Here is a 16,316-nt window from a genome sequence, read left to right as displayed (position 1 = left end):
GGTCGATCCGATGAATTTCTTTGAACACCAGGCAGCGGCCCGGCGCAGTTCGACGCGCCTGGTGCTGCTGTTCGCGCTGGCGGTACTGGCGATCGTCGTTGCAGTGGACGCGGTGCTCTGGCTGGCCGTGGGCGCCGATGGGGTTGCATTGGCGTGGGGCGCGCTGGTCACCGTGGGGGTGATCGGGCTGGGTTCGCTGTACCGGTTGTCGAGCCTGAGCGCCGGAGGCGAGGCGGTCGCGCGGGGCCTGGGCGGCGTGGCGGTGGCCGAGGACAGCACCGATCCGGACCTGCGTCGCTTCCGCAATGTGGTCGAGGAGATCGCGATTGCCTCGGGGTTGCCAATGCCGCAGCTGTACGTGCTCGAACACGATGCGGGGATCAATGCCTTCGCGGCCGGATATTCGCCGTCCGACGCGGTGGTCGCGGTGACACGGGGCGCCCTGGACCGGCTCAACCGTGACGAGTTGCAAGGCGTGGTCGCGCACGAGTTCAGCCACATCCTCAACGGCGACATGCGGCTCAACCTGCGTCTGATCGGCGTGTTGTTCGGCATCTCGATGATCGCGCTGATCGGACACAAGGTGCTCGAGTTCGGGGCGTACGGCGTGCGCGGTCGCGGTCGTGGTGCCGGCGCGGCGATCATGGTCATGATCGCTGCGGTGGTGGCGGTGGCGATCGGCTGGATCGGCCTGTTTTTCGCGCGGGTGATCCGCGCCGGCATCAGCCGCAGCCGCGAACGCCTGGCCGATGCCAGCGCGGTGCAGTTCACCCGGCAAAGTGCGGGCCTGGCAGGCGCATTGAAAAAGATCGGCGGACTGCCGGACGGATCGCACCTGGTGTCGGCCGGCGACGCCGAGGAAGTCAGCCACATGCTGTTTGGCGAAGGGCTCGAGTTTGGCGGATGGTTCGGCTCATTGCTGGCCACCCACCCGCCGTTGCTGGAGCGTATCCAGGTGCTGGAGCCGTCATTCCGGGCGGACCAGCTCGATGCCTTGTCGCGACGCTGGCTCGACCGGCCACCGCATGGGCTGGATGAGGACCTGCACCTCGGCCTGCATGCCGCGCCATTGCTGCCGCCTGCGGGGAGCGAGCAGGCATTGAGCGCACCCACGGTATCGGCGCAGGTCGGTCAGCCGGACATCGACGACTACCGGCGTGCCGGTGCGATCGGCGCGCAGCTTCCGGATGCGTTGCGCGCCTTGGCGGCCGATCGGGAGCGCGTCATTTCGCTGGTGCTGGCGCTGTTGCTGGATGCACGGCAGCCGATCATCGACAAGCAGGTCTTCGCCGTGGGCGCGCGGCTGGGCAAACAGATGGCTGCGGAGGTGGTGCATCTGCGACACCAGGTGGATGGCCTGCATCCGATGCTGCGCCTGCCGCTGGCAGCCCTCGCATTTCCGGTCCTGCGCCGGCGTCCGCGCCCGCAGCTGGAGCTGTTCCTGGATGCGGCCAATGCGATGGTGTTTGCCGATGGTGATGTGTCGCTGTTCGAGTATTGCCTGGGCCGGCTGCTGACCGTGCAGCTGCGCGAGTCGCTCGATCCTTCGCGCTATGCCCGGATCGGACGGGTGAAGCCGGGGAAGTTGAAGGCCGAGATCGCGGTGCTGCTGGCGGTCGTCGCCCAGGCCGGACATGCCGATCCAGCTCTGGCGCGACATGCCTATCTGGCGGGGCTGCAGCGGATCCTGCCGCACGACAGCGTTGCGTATGCGCCTTCGGCGACAGGCGTGCTCGCGCTCGAGGACGGCTGGGTGCCGCTGGATGCACTGGATCCGCTGGCCAAGCGGCTGCTGGTGGAGGCAATCACGATTGCGATCGGTCATGACGGTCGGGTGACCGTGGCCGAGGCCGAATTGCTGCGCACGATCTGCGGTGTGTTGCATTGTCCGCTGCCACCGATGTTGGGCCACGCGTGAACCGTCCCGGCGGATTCCATCGCCTGCACCGCTTCCGCGCCGCGTTGTCTGACTCGCCGCCGCTGTGGTGGTCGCTGCTGTATTTCTTCAGCCTGCTGTGCGGCTACTACGTGCTGCGGCCGGTGCGCGACGCGATGGGCGCATCCGGCGATGCCGCGACCGTGTTCCCGCGCTGGCTGCTCGCATGGGCGGAAGGGGCGGGGTTCGCCTTGGGCGAATACACCCTGCAGATCCTGTTCACCGGCACCTTCGTGGCGATGCTGGTATTGCAGCCGGTGTACGGCGGGCTGGTGGCGCGGTTCCCGCGACGGGTGTTCCTGCCGGTGGTGTACCTGGTCTTCATCGCTTGCCTGGTGGGCTTCTACTGGCTGTTCCACACCGGTGTATCCGGCCGGGGCGGCGCGTTCTTCATCTGGACGGCCGTGTTCAACCTGTTCGCGGTGACGGTGTTCTGGAGCTTCATGGCCGATGTGTTCGACAACCAGCACGCCAAGCTGGTGTACGGGTACATCGGTGCCGGCGGCACCATCGGCGCGCTGGTGGGGCCGCTGATCACCCAGGTCCTGGTCGGGCGGCTGGGCATTGCCAACCTGTTGCTGGTGTCGGCGGGATTTCTGGCGGTGTGCCTGCTGTGCATCCTCCGGCTGCGGCCCTGGGCGATGCGGCGTGAGCGCCTGCATGGCGAGGCGAACGGCGAGCAGGCGATGGGCGGATCGGTGCTGGCCGGGCTCAAGCTGGTGTGGCAACGCCCGCTGCTACGCGCGCTGGCGGTCACCCTGTTCTTCGGCGTAGGTGTGGGCACCCTGCTGTACAACGAGCAGGCGGCGATCGTGAAGCAGTTCTACCCCAGCCCGGAAGCGGGCACGCGCTATTACGCGACCGTCGATTGGGCGGTGAATGGGCTGACGCTGCTGATCCAGTTGCTGCTGACACGCTGGCTGTTGCGGCGCTACGGCGTCGCGCCGGCGCTGCTGGGGCCGGCGGTCGCGATCCTGCTCGGGTACTGCATGCTGGCCGCGTCACCGCTGCCGGTGCTGGTCGCGATCGTGCAGGTGATCACCCGCGCCGGCGAGTTCTCGCTCGCCAAGCCCGGCCGCGAAACCCTGTACACCCGGGTCGACCGGGAGTCGCGTTACAAGGCCAAGGCAGTGATCGATACGGTCGTCTATCGCGGCGGCGACCTGACATTCGTGTGGCTGCACAAGCTGGTGGCGGTGTTGGGGTCGAGCATGGTGTTTGCCACCGGGATCTTCGTCGCGTTGGGGATGACCGCCGGGGCGTGGCAGGTGGTGCGCGCACAACGCGAGCTGCCCGACGAGCGGAACAAGCCGGACGAGGCGTAGGGCGCAATAGCCGCCTTGGCGGCGTATTGCGCCGGATGCCGGGGCGCCGCGTCGTTGGGCACTCTGGCGCAATGCGCTTCGCTTATTGCGCCCTACGGGTACTTCGCTTATTGCACCCTACGCCGTGGCGAGGTCATCGCGGTTTGCGCAGCGGCGCTGGTAACCGGCCGAGCGCAGTTCCCCGGTATCGAAGTCATCCACGCTGATGGTGTCGATGGTCATCTCGCGCAGCGCTTGCAGCTGGCCACGCTCGTCGGCAGTGATCCAGCCCTCGCGCACGCCTTCGTCGAGTTGCTCGGCAAACGTCAGCGCCTCGATGTCGCTGTTCTTCAGCGCCTTCAGGAACTTGCGCTCCACCGGCTCGGCGAGCACCACTGCCGGCAGGTAGCTGTTGATGCGGCCGGCAGGATTGTTCTGCGTCGGGGTGAGGAAGATGCCTTCAGCGAGCCGGTCGCGCGCCTCGTTGGGCGTCATCAGCAGCGACGCGGCGCGGCGGCTGAGGCGGTCGCCCGGCGGCGTGGCGCGGCGGCCGAGCGGGAAGATCAACGCCCACAGCAGCCAGCCGACCGGACGCACCGGGAAGTTGCGCAACGCATCCGACAGCGCCAGCTCGATCTTGTGCACGGCGTTGAGGATCGACCAGGCCAGCAGCGGCTGGTCGGCTTCAGGGCGGCGCTGGTCTTCGTACCGCTTGAGCAGCGCGCTGGCGATGTAGAGCTGGCTGAGCACGTCGCCCAGGCGTCCGGACAGCGACTCCTTGAACTTCAGCTTGCCGCCCAGCAACAGCATCGAGGTGTCCGCACACAGCGCCAGCGCCGAGGAGTAGCGGTTGAGCTTGCGGTAGTAGCGGCGCGTGTACGCATCGCCGGGCGCCTTGCCGATGCTGGCGCCGGTCAACCCGAACCACAGCGAACGCACGGCGTTGGAAATGGCGAAACCGATGTGGCCGAACAGGTTGCGGTCGAACTCGCGCACGCGCCCGGGACCGTCCGGCAGCATCGCCGCCTTCATCTCCTTGAGCACCCACGGATGGCACAGGATCGCGCCCTGGCCGAAGATCATCAGCGAGCGGGTCATGATGTTGGCGCCCTCGACCGTGATCGCGATCGGCGCGGCCTGCCACGAACGGCCGAGGTAGTTCTTCGGACCCAGGATGATGCCCTTGCCGCCGTGGATATCCATCGCATCCTGCGCGACCTGGCGGCCCAGTTCGGTGCAGTGGTACTTGGCGATCGTCGACGGCACGGCCGGGTTCTCGCCCCGCGCCACCGCTGCGGCGGTCGACTCCGACAGCGCGCTGATCGTGTAGGCGTTGCCGGCGATCCGGGCCAGCGCTTCCTGCACGCCCTCGAACCGCCCGATCGACAGGCCGAATTGCTTGCGGATGCGCGCGTAGGCGCCGGTCACGACCGCGCCCATCTTGCCGCCGCCACTGGCGGTGGAGGGCAGGGTGATGGAACGGCCGATCGACAGCACCTCGACCAGCATCTGCCAGCCCTTGCCGGCCTGTGCCTCGCCGCCGATCAGCTGGCTCAGCGGGATGAACACCTCATGGCCGTGCAGCGGGCCGTTCTGGAACGGGCTGTTGAGCGGGAAGTGGCGGCGGCCGATATCGATGCCGGGAGTATCGCGCGGCAACAGCGCCAGGCTGATGCCGATGTCTCGCTGGTCGCCGAGGATGCCGGCGGGGTCGTACATCCGGAACGCCATGCCGATCAGGGTCGCGACCGGGGCGAGGGTGATGTAGCGCTTGTCGAAGGTCAGTTTGACGCCGACCACGTTCCCGCCGTTCCACTCGCCCATGCAGACGATGCCGAAGTCCGGGATCGAGGTCGCATCCGAGCCGGCCCAGGGACCGGTCAGGGCGAAGCACGGCACCTCGCGGCCATCGGCCAGGCGCGGCAGGTAATGGTCCTTCTGCTCCTCGGTGCCGTAATGCAGCAGCAGTTCGGCCGGGCCGAGCGAGTTGGGCACGCCGACGGTCGAGCTGACCACCGAGGAGATCGACGCCAGCTTCTGGATCACCTTGTGGTTGGCGAGCGCACTGAAGCCCAGGCCGCCGTATTCCTTCGGCACGATCATGCCGAAGAACTTGTTCTTCTTGATGAACTCCCACATTTCCGGCGGCAGGTCGGCGCGCACGTGGGTGATGTCCCAGTCGTTGGTCATCGCGCACAGCTCTTCGCATGGCCCGTCAAGGAAGGCCTGCTCCTCCTCGGTCAACACGGGGGCGGGCTGGTCGAGCAGCACCTTCCAGTCCGGTTTGCCGGAGAACAGTTGTCCTTCGAAACCGACCGTACCGGCTTCCAGCGCGACCCGTTCGGTTTCGCTCAGCGGCGGCAGGATCCTGGTGTAGAACCCGAGCAACGGCTTGGTGATCAACGGCAGGCGGATCTGCGGGAGCAGCAGTGGCACCGCGATCACCGCCGTGATGACAGCCGCGACGATGACGGCGGTGGCGTTCGCGTCCAGCAACCAGCAGGCCATCAGCCCCACCGCCGTCAATGCGATCCAGGTCGGCAGTCGCAGACGGTGGTAGGCGGCAATGCCGGCGATCAGCAGGAAGACCAGAAAGGGGACGGCGATACTCATGATGACGCTCCAGCGGAGGTGCGGCGGAATGGCAACAGGTGGTCACGGCAGTGACTGCATCGAGGCAGGGCAGCCCGCCTGCCGGGCCCGGCTTCCCCGCCGGGTCATTGACCCTATGATCAAAGCAATAACATACGCTTGAGTATGTTCAAGTTGTTGGCCCCGTGTCAATCGGGCATGACGAGGGCATGGGGATGGGTTCGGGGCTTGCATACGGCTCCCGTCGGTGGCGTACGGTTGCTACACTCGGCCCTTATGACTGCAACTACCTTATCCGCCGGCAAATCATCCGCCGGCAAATCCGAGCGCGTCGGCCGCCTCAGTGCCGACGATTGGGCGCAAGCGGCCATCGACCTCATTGCCGAACAGGGCGTCTCCGCTGTTGCCGTCGAACCGCTCGCGCGCCGCCTGGGCGTCACCAAGGGCAGCTTCTACTGGCACTTTCCTTCGCGCGACGCGCTGCTGGTTGCGGCGCTGGAGCGTTGGGAAAAGATGGAGCAGGAAACCGTGTTCGGCCAGCTTGAGGCCGTGGCCGATCCCCGCGAGCGCCTGCGCGCGCTGTTTTCGATGGTCGCCCACGAATACAAGGCGCACATCATCTACTCCGAACTGCTCAAGGCGCTGGACCACCCGGCGGTGCAGCCGGTGATTGGCCGAGTGTCCGAGCGCCGGCTCGAGTACCTGACCGCCTCGTTCCGCCAGGCCGGCCTGGGGCGCGACGACGCCCGCAACCGCGCGCGGCTGGCCTATGCGGCGTATGTCGGCTTCCTGCAGCTGAACCTGCAACTGAAGCAGACGCGCCTGCAGCATGACGAGTTCGAAGCCTACGTCGACCACATGATGGAGACGTTGATTCCTCCTCCCGGTCCCGCTTCCTGACTCACAGCGGCCCTGATCCGACTGCCTTACCCCGATCCGACAAACCCTTTCCAGAGACGCCCTTTCGATGGGCGTCTCCGTACCCGAAATCCCTACTGGCTGGAGGCCGATGCCGTGAACGCTCAATCCAACAACCTGTCCGTGCCCGCGGGCAGCAAACTCGAAGGCCTGGACAACTGGGTCGCGCAGGTGGCCGCGCTGACCCGCCCCGACAGGATCCAGTGGTGCGACGGCAGCGATGCGGAAAGCGAAGCGCTCAATGCCCTGATGCAGGCCGACGGCACCCTGGTCAAGCTCAACGACAAGACCCATCCGGGCTGCTGGCTGCACCGTTCCGACCCCGACGATGTGGCCCGTGTCGAGCACCTGACCTTCGTGTGCACCAGCGAGCAGGATGACGCCGGTCCGAACAACCACTGGATGTCGCCGGCCGATGGCCACGCCAAAGTCGATGCGCTGTTCGAAGGCTGCATGGAAGGGCGCACGATGTACGTCATTCCGTACTGCATGGGGCCGATCGATTCCCCGTTGTCGCGTTGCGGCGTGGAGATCACCGACAGCCCCTACGTGGTGGCCAACATGCGCATCATGACCCGCATGGGCGCGCCGGCGCTGGCGCGGATCGAGCGCGAGGGTGAGCGAGCCGCCCGCGGCGAGCGGATCGACACCTTCGTCAAGGGCCTGCATTCCACCGGCGAGCTGGACCCGAACCGCCGCTTCATCATGCATTTCCCCGAAGAGCTGACGATCAAGTCGTACGGCTCGGGCTATGGCGGCAACGCGCTGCTGGGCAAGAAGTGCCACGCGCTGCGCATCGCCAGCCACCAGGCCAGATCCGAAGGCTGGCTGGCCGAGCACATGCTCATCCTCGGCCTGGAAAATCCGCAGGGTGAAATCCATTACATCGCCGCCGCGTTCCCGTCGGCCTGCGGCAAGACCAACCTGGCGATGCTGATTCCGCCGCAGGGGTATCTCAAGGACGGCTGGAAGATCACCACCGTTGGCGACGACATCTGCTGGATGCGCCCGGGCGCGGATGGCCGGCTGTACGCGATCAATCCCGAGGCCGGCTTCTTCGGCGTCGCCCCGGGTACCTCGAAGCAGTCCAACCCCAACGCGCTGGCCTCGATCCAGTCGAACACCATCTTCACCAACGTCGGTGTCACCGCCGACAACCAGCCGTGGTGGGAAGGCCTGGGCGAAGGCGAGCCGGTGACCGATTGGCGCGGCGAGCCGTATGACGCCACCAAGCGACCGGCCGCGCACCCGAACTCGCGCTTCACCGTGTCCGCCCGGCAGTGCCCGAGCTATTCGCACGAGAGTGAAAACCCGGCCGGCGTGCCGATCTCCGCGATCGTGTTCGGCGGTCGTCGCGCTTCGCTGGTGCCGCTGGTGTTCGAGGCGCGCGACTGGACCCACGGCGTGCTGGTCGGTGCGGCGATGGGCTCGGAAACCACCGCTGCGGCGACCGGCGCGGTCGGCGTGATGCGCCGCGATCCGATGGCGATGAAGCCGTTCTGCGGCTACAACTTCGCCGACTACTTCAGTCACTGGCTGTCGTTCGACAAGGCCGGTGCGAAGCTGCCGAAGATCTTCCACGTCAACTGGTTCCGCAAGGGCGACGACGGCAGGTTCCTGTGGCCCGGCTTCGGCGACAACCTGCGCGTGCTGGAATGGATGATCGGCCGGGTCGACGGCAAGGCGGGCGCGGTGGAGACGCCGATCGGCAACCTGCCGACCGTTGCCGACCTCAACCTGGAAGGCATCGAGCTGGACGAGGAAGCGCGGACCAAACTGTTCGGATTTGAAAAGTCCGGCTGGCAGGCGGAATTCGCCAGCATCGGCGAGTACCTCGACGAGTACGGCCCGCGCATGCCGCAGGCGCTGAAGGACGAGCAGCAGCGTATCGCGGCCATGCTGGCCGGCTGAACTGCTGGACTCATGCAGGAAACCCCGGGGATCCCCGGGGTTTCCTTTTGGCTGGGCCTACAGCTGGTCGCCTTTCAAATCGCCGATCGCCGCGACCAGCTCGGTGATTGCGACCTGCTCCACTTCGCTCAGATAGGGGTTCCACACATCGAACAGCAGGATCACCCGGGTCCGGTCGCTGTGGTTCCAGGCCTCGTGTTCGAAGGTATCGTCGAATGTGATGCAACGTCCCTCCTGCCACTCGTGTCGCTGGTCGACGACGCGCAGCGCGCACTCGCCCGGTACCAGCAACGGCAGGTGGGTGACCACGCGGGTGTTGGTCACTCCGGTATGCGGCAGGATGTGCGAGCCGGCGCCCAGCACCGAGAACAGTGACTCCGGTGCGTGCCCGCGGATATGCACGGTGGGCGCCGCATCCAGTGCTGCCGCGGTCCGTGGGCAGCGATCGCAATTGGCGTCGTGTCGCAGGCCATGGCGGTGGAAGAACAAGCCATCCCACTGGGGCGTGATGTCGCCGCGACCATCGAGATAGCTTGATTTCATCCCCGGGGGTGGTTCGCCCAGGAAGGGTACAAGTTGTGCGTCGGCCTCCAGGACCGCCAGCAGCTCGTCACGTATCGCATCGGTGGACGCCTCCATCTCCGCGTACCACGGGAACAGCTCGCGCGGCAGGAATGGCATCGCCGGCAGATCCGGGAAATACAGGAACGTGGCTTTCTGGTCGGGGTGGTCCGACTGGACCGATATCTCGCCGAGGTAGCCGGCCAGGCACTTCTCGACCCGCGCCATGGCCGCCGCCCCGTGCCGCTCGCGCAGCGGCGCGAGGACCGCGCGCAGCAACGCCGGGTATCCGCTCCGGACCACCTCGGCGGCGTGCGCCACCACCGGGCGCAGGCCGGCGGGGGTGCCGGCTGCATCGCGCCATTGTCCCTCGCTGTGGGCGGCGGTCAGGGCGCGCAGGTATTCGGTCACGGCCTGGCGCTGCTGGCCCATTCGCTCCAGCGCAACGCCAAGGTACAACCGCGCCACGTAATAGTTAGGAAGCTCGTCCACCGCCGGTTGCAGAACGTATCGCGCGCGCTCCGGGTCACCCGAATGCAGCAGGGCGAGCCCCAGGTTTTTGCGCGTGGGGGCATCGCCGGGCTCCACCGCGAGCGCATGCTCGAGAAGTTCGCGGGCACGAACGTGGCGGCCTTCGGACAGGGCAAGGACGGCGAGAAAGTTCAGTGCCTCGACGTCATCCGGCGATGCCTGCAGCAGCGCGGCATAGGCCGCCTGGGCGGCGGACAGCTGCCCCGCTTCCGCTGCCCGGCGCGCTTGGGCGCGTTGCGTATCGGGGACTGACTGGACGGTGTCGGGCATGGCGGCCGGGGCTGGCGAGGGACCATGTCGATTGTACGCAACAAAAAAGCGGCCCCGTTGCCGGGGCCGCTTCTCACAACACCAGATCAATGGATCGATCAGAAGCGCTGCACGTACTCCATGTAGATGTAGCTGGAGTCCGGGATGTCGTACTGCGGGTCGAACGAGTTCGCGAACGCGGTGTACGAGGTCGGCGCACGCTTGCCGAACACGTTGTTCACGCCCACCTTGACGGTGCCATTCCACGGCAGCTCATAACGGGCCTGCATGTCGTGGTAAGTGGTCGCGCCGAGCTTGTTGCGCGGAGCAGGACCCGCGTCGATACGACGGTCCGGGTCGCTGCACAGAGCCCCAAACCCGCAGTCCTCGACCAGGCTGGAGTAGTAGCGGCTGATCCAGGTCACGCCAAAGTCACCCATGCTCCAGTCCAGCGAGGCGTTGGCACGCAGGCGCCAGTTCGGGTCGCGGTCGAAGTACATGCCGACCACGTTCTCCGCCTCCGCATCCGGCGTGCTCTGGATGTCGTACTTGGCGGTGTAGGAGGCGTTGAGGCCGAGGTTGAACCGGCCGTACGCCGTTTCCGGCATCCGGTAGTTCACGCCCAGGTCGTAGCCTTCGACGTCGATGACGGCCAGGTTGGACGGCGCCATCAGCAACTGGTCGATCTGGTGGTTATCGGCGCGACGCGAGAACAGCGCACAGGCCGTCTGGTTGCCCTGTGCATAGCACTGGTCGAGGATGGTGGCCACCGTCGGGGTCGACAGCGCGCCTTCGATCTCGACGTTCCACCAGTCGAGGGTGATGTCCAGGCCCTGCACGTACGACGGGCTGTAGACCAGGCCCAACGTCTTGCTGGTCGAGGTCTCCGGACCGGCATTCGGGTTGCCACCGAACGAGAACGGGTAGATGGTCTGGCCGTTGAAGCCGAAGCCCGCGTTGGTTTGCTGGATGAAGTTCGCAGGAACACCATCGGCGGCGCAGGCGGCGGCGATGGTCGAGGTGCGACCGGGGTTGTCGGCCGAGCAGATGTCACCGAAGCTCTCGAAGCTGTCGGCCGTGCCGCGGAACAGCGTCTGGATCGACGGGGCGCGGAAGCCTTCGGCCCAGTTGCCGCGGACCATCAGGTCCTCGATCGGCTTCCACTTGAAACCGAACTTGCTGTTGACGGTGTCGCCGAAGTTGCTGTAGTCCGAATAGCGCGAGGCCAGGCTGAACTCCAGCAGCTGGGCGAACGGAACATCGGACAGCACCGGGAGCAGCAACTCGGCGTAGATTTCATCGAGGTCGTATGCACCGGCAGTCGGCAGACGGGCGTTGCCCGAGGTGTAGCCGGCGGCGACGAATGCATCCGGACGGTCAAAGCCGCTTTCCTTGCGCGACTCGATGCCGGCGGCGAAGCCCATCATGCCGCCCGGCAGCGCGACGATCTCGCCGCTGAGGTTGGCAGTGAAGCTCTCGCTGCGGCTCTGGAACGCGTCCTGCGCGGTGAACAGGATGGCGGCCAACTGCTCCTGCGGCATCGTGCCGGCCGGAGCCAGCGGATTGAACGGTACGCAGCCGTCGATCACGGCGCCCGGGGCGCCGCACTTGACCACGCCGTCGGTGTCGAGGAACGACGGACCCACGCCTGCAGTGACGGCGAGCATGTTGGCGTCGCCGATCTGCGCGTCTTCCTGGTCGGACTTGTTGAAGTTGTAACCGACATCCCAGTTGAAGTAACGGTCGGCGAACTGGAAGTTGCCGGTGAAGCCGACATAGGTGTGGAAGGTCTTGACGTTCTGCTGGTAGACGCGGTTCTGCTCGGTCAGGCGGCGGCTCCACTGCACGTCACGGCCGTCGCCACCGTAGGCGACGTTGTACGGGTTGAAGTAGCTTTCGCCGCTCAGTGCCGTGTCCGGGGCGTTGCCCAGGTCCGTGCCGCCGCTCAGCGGGAAGCCGGCCAGCTGCTGCTCCGAGCGACGCTCGTTGTACAGCGCGTCGGTGACGAAGCTGATGCTGTCGGTGATGTCGAAGCGACCTTTCAGGTACAGCGCGGTACGGGTCTGCGGAGTCAGCAGGTAGTTGTCGGTCGCGTAGTTGTAACCGTGCGCGGCCGAGGTATAGGGCACGAACTGGTCGAGGCCATAACGCTGCTGGCCATCAGGACCGATGCCGGTGCTGCCGGGCGGGACAACCGTGAGGTTGCCGAATCCGGTCGGGTTGTAATCGTCCGCGTCCGGGTCGCCGTCAACAATAGGCGCGTTGTTCCAGATCTTGCCGTTGGCGGAGAAGCCGCTGCGGGTCTTGAGGCCAAACACCGGGTCGGCCGACTGCTCGCGGTCACCGGCCATGACCGAGCCTTCTTCGACGCGCGACAGGTTGATCACGACGTTGCTGCGGTCGGTATTGGCGCCGATGGTGGCGGAGATCGTCTTGCGGTCGCCATCGCCCTTGTCGAACTGGCCGAGGTGCGTGGAGACTTCGGCACCTTCATAGTTGTCGCGGGTGATGATGTTGACCACGCCTGCGATGGCGTCGGATCCATAAATCGCGGACGCGCCGTCTTTCAGCACTTCGATGCGTTCCACGATCGACGAGGGGATGGTATTCAGATCGACCGCGCCGCCCAGGCTGGAAACCCAGCGGCGACCATCGACAAGAACCAGGGTGCGCGAATCCCCCAGGTTGCGCAGCGAGATGGTCGATGAACCGTCGCCGCCGTTGTTGAACGTCCGGTTGATCGCCGGACCGGCGGCCGAGATGCGGTTCAGCACTTCGGCGACCGAGGTCACACCCTGCTTCTGGATGTCTTCGCGGCTGAGCACGAGCACCGGCTGCGAGGTTTCGGCATCGACCGAGCGGATGCGCGAGCCGGTGACTTCGATACGGTCGAGGGTGGTGGCTTGCTGTTCGGCGGGCGGGGCATCTTGTGCAAACGCAACGCCGGTGCCGGCGAGGGCCGTGGTGCCCGCAATGAGCGCGAAGGAAATCGCGTCGCGTAGCTGTGTGGTCTTGTGGGTCATGTGAGTCTCTCTCCAAGTCAATCTTGGTAATTTCCCAAGGGAACCCGCCGATGGAGCCAAGTGGAACGCCAAAGTCGGCAAGGCCGGTCGATGGTAGCCGCCTGCGGTCAAAAATTAAAGTGTTGTTAACGATTGCCGATGCAATTTCCGACAATCAAAAAAATATGTTGAAAAACAATCACTTGCCGGGATGCGAAAGAGCCTTGTGGGCGGTTTGTCCCTGTTAATCAAGCTGTCTGGATCAAAAAAGAGGTTGTCTTGCATGAAAGACCCGTCCGAAGAGGCCGAATCCGGGTGGTCGGGGAAGGGAGCCTGCCTGGCCTTGGGCTTGATTACGGACACGGAAATCACCGATCGGCGGCTCTCAGGCACGCCATAGCCAACCTGCCGTCGATCAATGACGGCATGGCGGGAAGCGAAAGGTGTGAGCGGGTGCCCCGCCATTGCGGCGTGGGTGGTGGACAGTGCCGGTGTCAGGCCAAGGTCAACGCCAGCATCAGGCCGGTGTCAGAACTGACTCAGAGGTCCTGCTCGTAGCGGACGTAGGGCACGGTGCCTTCGTCGCTGTCCGAGTTGGGTGCGAACGGGTTGGATCCGCGGGTGATCTTTTCCGCGCCCACGGTGAGGCTGCCGCTCCATGGCGTGCGCCAGGTCAGGCCGATGCCGAGGCCTTCCCAGCTGCCGGGCTGGCTGGGGGTGTCGATCACCCGGCCGATGATGTTGGCATCGAAGTCGCCGTAACCTGCACCGACGGTGAGGGTGCGGCTGCTCCAGCGATCGGCCAGTGCCGGTACTTCGCCCGCTGGGATCAGGCGCGCGCGTGCCCAGGTGCCGCCGATCGAGACGGTTGCTTCGCGGCCGATGTTCTGCTGGCCGTAGACGGTCAACGTGTTCTGGTCGACCTGTTTGTTGTGGCCAGCGGGATTCAGCCAGGCCGGCAAGGTGTCGCGGCTTTTGCCGATGGCGAGCCCGAGGCGCGTACCGCCGTTGCTCAGGCTGGCACCTGCAGTGGCCTGGCCATTGCCATTGCTGCGATCGTCTTCCATGGCGGCCAGCAGACAATGATTGGCCAGGTTGCCGATGGTGCCGGCCAGCCCGCTGCGACGGTCGCAGACCAGGCCGAGGGTGTTGCCGGCTTCCAGTCCGAACGCGGCGTCCAGGGTCGTGCTGCCCACGCGCCAGCGTGCGCCGGCTGCCGAGGTGCCGGTGGGCTCCAGCAGCAGCAGGGCTTCGAGCTTTCCGCTGGAGTGGTTCCAGACCGGCAGTACCGTGGCGTCCTTGGAGGCCTTCTTCGGCGATTGCGCGTGCGCGCCCGCGGCCACGCCTAGGGCGAGGAGCAGGGCAAGCGGCAGTCGGAGGAGGCGGTTCTTCATGGACGTCAGTACGACCGGGCGTGCCCGGCGGAGTTCCCCTATCACAAGAACCTAGATACTAGGGCGTTTATGTTTCTTTAACAATCAACGTGGTGTGAAGGCGGTCCGGTTTTCTGCAAGTGTTCACTGCAGGCGTTCCGGCGGGCTCACCTGCGCGGCCGAGATCGCCAGCAACTCCCGGATGCGGCCTTCGCTGAAACGGTAGTGCTGGCCGCAGAATTCACAGCGGATCTCGGCATCGCCATCGGCTGCGGCAGCCAGCGCTTCTTCCTCGCCCAGCGAGACCAGCATCGACTCGACCCGCTCGTTCGAACACGAACAGGCGAAGGCCAGCGGCTTCTCCCCCAGCAGTTGCACGCCGTCCTCATGGAACAGGCGGGTCAGCAGGGTCTGCGCGGGCGCGTCGAGCAGTTCCGCCGTGTCCAGGGTGTCGAACAACGCGCCGCTGCGGATCCAGCCGTCCGCATCGCCTTCGTCGCCGGGCAGCTTCTGCAGCATCAGTCCGGCGACGCGGTCGCCATCGCTGGCCAGCAGCAACCGGGTCGGCAGTTGTTCGGATTGACGGAAATAGTCCTCGAACGCCCCGGCCAGCGAGTCCGACTCCAGCGCGACCATGCCCTGGTAGCGCACCGGATCCCGACCGCCGGCCGAGGGGTTCTCGATGGTGATGGCAAGCATCGCGCCGTCGCCGAGTTCGCGCAGGTCGCGTGACACCGGACGGACCCCTGCCTCCGCGCTGATCTGGACGATGCCGCGCAGGGTGCCTGCCGAGGTGCATTCGACGAACAGCGTGCGCAGCGCGCCTTCACTGCGCAATTGCACCGACAGGCGACCGTCGATCTTGGCGTGGCCGGTGAACAGCGCGGCGGCGGCCGTGGCTTCACCCAGCAGCTCCAGCGAGGCGGGCGCCTGGGCGGTGGCTTCGGCCATCCGCTCGCGGATCTGCTGCCAGGTGTGCTGCAAATGCACATGCACGCCACGTACCCCGGCACGGTCGATCATGAAGCGCGTCAGCTGGTCGTTGTGGTCGGCGGGGCGGTTGTCGTTGTGGGGCATGGGACGCTCATGTGGCAGGGGGCGCATGATCGATAATGCGCGGAAAGGATGGACTGTCGATTGCCTGGAGATGGGGGCGTGGTGGAAGCGGGGCAAGATCAAGCGATGCAAGAGGAGGAGCAGGCCTCGGGGGCAGTGCCGCGCCGGCGTCGCCGTTGGCTGCGTTGGGTGCTCGCGGTGCCGTTGTTGCTGATGCTGGCCAGCGTGCTGCAGGTGGCGGCGCTGCGTTTTGTCGACCCGCCTTTCAGTGCGTTCATGGTTGCCCGCCAATTGGACGCGTGGAGCAAGGGCGACTGGGATTTCCGGATCGCCTACGACTGGCGCGACCGGGAGCAGGTGTCGTCGAACCTGCCGCTGGCGGTGATCGCATCCGAGGACCAGCGTTTCGCGGAGCATTACGGCTTCGACCTGGAGGCGATCGAGAAGGCGCGTGCGCGTCACGAGCGGGGCGGCAAGCTGCGCGGTGCCAGCACGATCAGCCAGCAGACGGCGAAGAATCTGTTCCTGTGGAGCGGCCGCAGTTGGGTGCGCAAGGGTCTGGAGGCCTGGTACACGGCGCTGATCGAGCTGATGTGGCCGAAGTCGCGGATCATCGAGGTCTACGTCAACGTCGCCGAGTTCGGTGACGGCGTGTACGGCGCGCAGGCGGCGGCCCGGACCTGGTTCGGCAAGGATGCCAGCCAGTTGACAGCGGCCGAGGCTGCGCGGCTGGCGGCGGTGCTGCCCAGCCCGAAGCGTTACAGCGTCGCGCAGCCGGGGCCCTATGTGCAGCGGCGGACGCGGCAGATCCAGCAGCAGATGCGGCAGATCGGCGGGGTCGGGTACCTGGAGCAGTTCGAGTAGCGATCCGGACACGTGCCGG

General features: G+C 66.2%; 10 protein-coding genes. 5 read left to right on the top strand and 5 right to left on the bottom strand.

Features of this window, described 5'->3' with window-relative positions:
* Positions 1–10 precede the first annotated feature (10 nt).
* Positions 11–1,918 carry a M48 family metallopeptidase gene (locus tag N792_RS08470; RefSeq protein WP_036194102.1) on the top strand — a complete coding sequence of 636 codons (1,908 nt, stop codon included), beginning with the start codon at positions 11–13 and terminating at the stop codon, positions 1,916–1,918.
* Complete coding sequence (locus N792_RS08465) at positions 1,915–3,261, top strand: NTP/NDP exchange transporter (RefSeq protein WP_052103807.1); 1,347 nt, start codon at positions 1,915–1,917, stop codon at positions 3,259–3,261. Before N792_RS08470 ends, N792_RS08465 begins: the two co-directional genes overlap by 4 nt.
* Positions 3,262–3,378: 117 nt before the next feature.
* Here N792_RS08465 and N792_RS08460 read toward each other — a convergent pair whose 3' ends face one another.
* Complete coding sequence (locus tag N792_RS08460) at positions 3,379–5,853, bottom strand: acyl-CoA dehydrogenase (RefSeq protein ID WP_036194100.1); 2,475 nt, start codon at positions 5,851–5,853, stop codon at positions 3,379–3,381.
* 255 nt (positions 5,854–6,108) lie between these two features.
* On the opposite strand from N792_RS08460, the gene N792_RS08455 reads away from it, so the two are divergent.
* Both N792_RS08455 and N792_RS08450 read left to right on the top strand, forming a co-directional pair.
* Positions 6,109–6,732 (top strand): TetR/AcrR family transcriptional regulator, encoded by a 624-nt coding sequence (locus N792_RS08455; protein ID WP_036194099.1) that lies wholly within the window; start codon positions 6,109–6,111, stop codon positions 6,730–6,732.
* 114 nt (positions 6,733–6,846) lie between these two features.
* A complete protein-coding gene (locus N792_RS08450) occupies positions 6,847–8,661 on the top strand; it encodes a phosphoenolpyruvate carboxykinase (GTP) (protein ID WP_224743864.1) in 1,815 nt (604 codons plus the stop codon).
* A gap of 57 nt (positions 8,662–8,718) precedes the next feature.
* Here the strand turns inward: N792_RS08450 and N792_RS08445 are convergent, their stop codons facing one another.
* From N792_RS08445 to hslO, 4 genes are all read right to left on the bottom strand, one after another.
* Positions 8,719–10,023 carry an aspartyl/asparaginyl beta-hydroxylase domain-containing protein gene (locus N792_RS08445; protein WP_036194098.1) on the bottom strand — a complete coding sequence of 435 codons (1,305 nt, stop codon included), beginning with the start codon at positions 10,021–10,023 and terminating at the stop codon, positions 8,719–8,721.
* A gap of 98 nt (positions 10,024–10,121) precedes the next feature.
* Positions 10,122–13,025, bottom strand: a complete 2,904-nt coding sequence (locus N792_RS08440) for a TonB-dependent receptor domain-containing protein (RefSeq protein WP_036194096.1) — start codon at positions 13,023–13,025, stop codon at positions 10,122–10,124.
* A gap of 518 nt (positions 13,026–13,543) precedes the next feature.
* A complete protein-coding gene (locus N792_RS08435; protein WP_052103805.1) occupies positions 13,544–14,398 on the bottom strand; it encodes an XOO1806 family protein in 855 nt (284 codons plus the stop codon).
* Positions 14,399–14,521: 123 nt separating this feature from the next.
* Positions 14,522–15,454, bottom strand: coding sequence for an Hsp33 family molecular chaperone HslO (gene hslO, locus N792_RS08430; RefSeq protein ID WP_036194095.1), 933 nt, complete (start codon positions 15,452–15,454; stop codon positions 14,522–14,524).
* Between the two features lie 105 nt (positions 15,455–15,559).
* Here hslO and mtgA point away from each other — a divergent pair, with 105 nt between their 5' ends.
* Entirely contained in the window at positions 15,560–16,297 is a 738-nt protein-coding gene (gene mtgA, locus N792_RS08425) for a monofunctional biosynthetic peptidoglycan transglycosylase (RefSeq protein WP_036194093.1), read from the top strand.
* Positions 16,298–16,316: the final 19 nt, after the last annotated feature.

It is taken from the genome of Lysobacter concretionis Ko07 = DSM 16239 (assembly GCF_000768345.1).
GTDB lineage: Bacteria > Pseudomonadota > Gammaproteobacteria > Xanthomonadales > Xanthomonadaceae > Novilysobacter > Novilysobacter concretionis.
The sequence above is the reverse complement of the archived record's forward strand: the minus strand, read 5'-3'. Positions and strand labels throughout refer to the sequence as shown.

What these genes read in the sequence shown, in the direction of transcription:
- N792_RS08470 (WP_036194102.1), top strand. Translation starts at nt 11, where the DNA reads ATGAATTTCTTTGAACACCAGGCAGCGGCCCGGCGCAGTTCGACGCGC.
- N792_RS08435 (WP_052103805.1), bottom strand. Translation starts at nt 14,398, where the DNA reads ATGAAGAACCGCCTCCTCCGACTGCCGCTTGCCCTGCTCCTCGCCCTA.
- N792_RS08440 (WP_036194096.1), bottom strand. Translation starts at nt 13,025, where the DNA reads ATGACCCACAAGACCACACAGCTACGCGACGCGATTTCCTTCGCGCTC.
- hslO (WP_036194095.1), bottom strand. Translation starts at nt 15,454, where the DNA reads ATGCCCCACAACGACAACCGCCCCGCCGACCACAACGACCAGCTGACG.
- N792_RS08455 (WP_036194099.1), top strand. Translation starts at nt 6,109, where the DNA reads ATGACTGCAACTACCTTATCCGCCGGCAAATCATCCGCCGGCAAATCC.
- N792_RS08445 (WP_036194098.1), bottom strand. Translation starts at nt 10,023, where the DNA reads ATGCCCGACACCGTCCAGTCAGTCCCCGATACGCAACGCGCCCAAGCG.
- mtgA (WP_036194093.1), top strand. Translation starts at nt 15,560, where the DNA reads ATGCAAGAGGAGGAGCAGGCCTCGGGGGCAGTGCCGCGCCGGCGTCGC.
- N792_RS08460 (WP_036194100.1), bottom strand. Translation starts at nt 5,853, where the DNA reads ATGAGTATCGCCGTCCCCTTTCTGGTCTTCCTGCTGATCGCCGGCATT.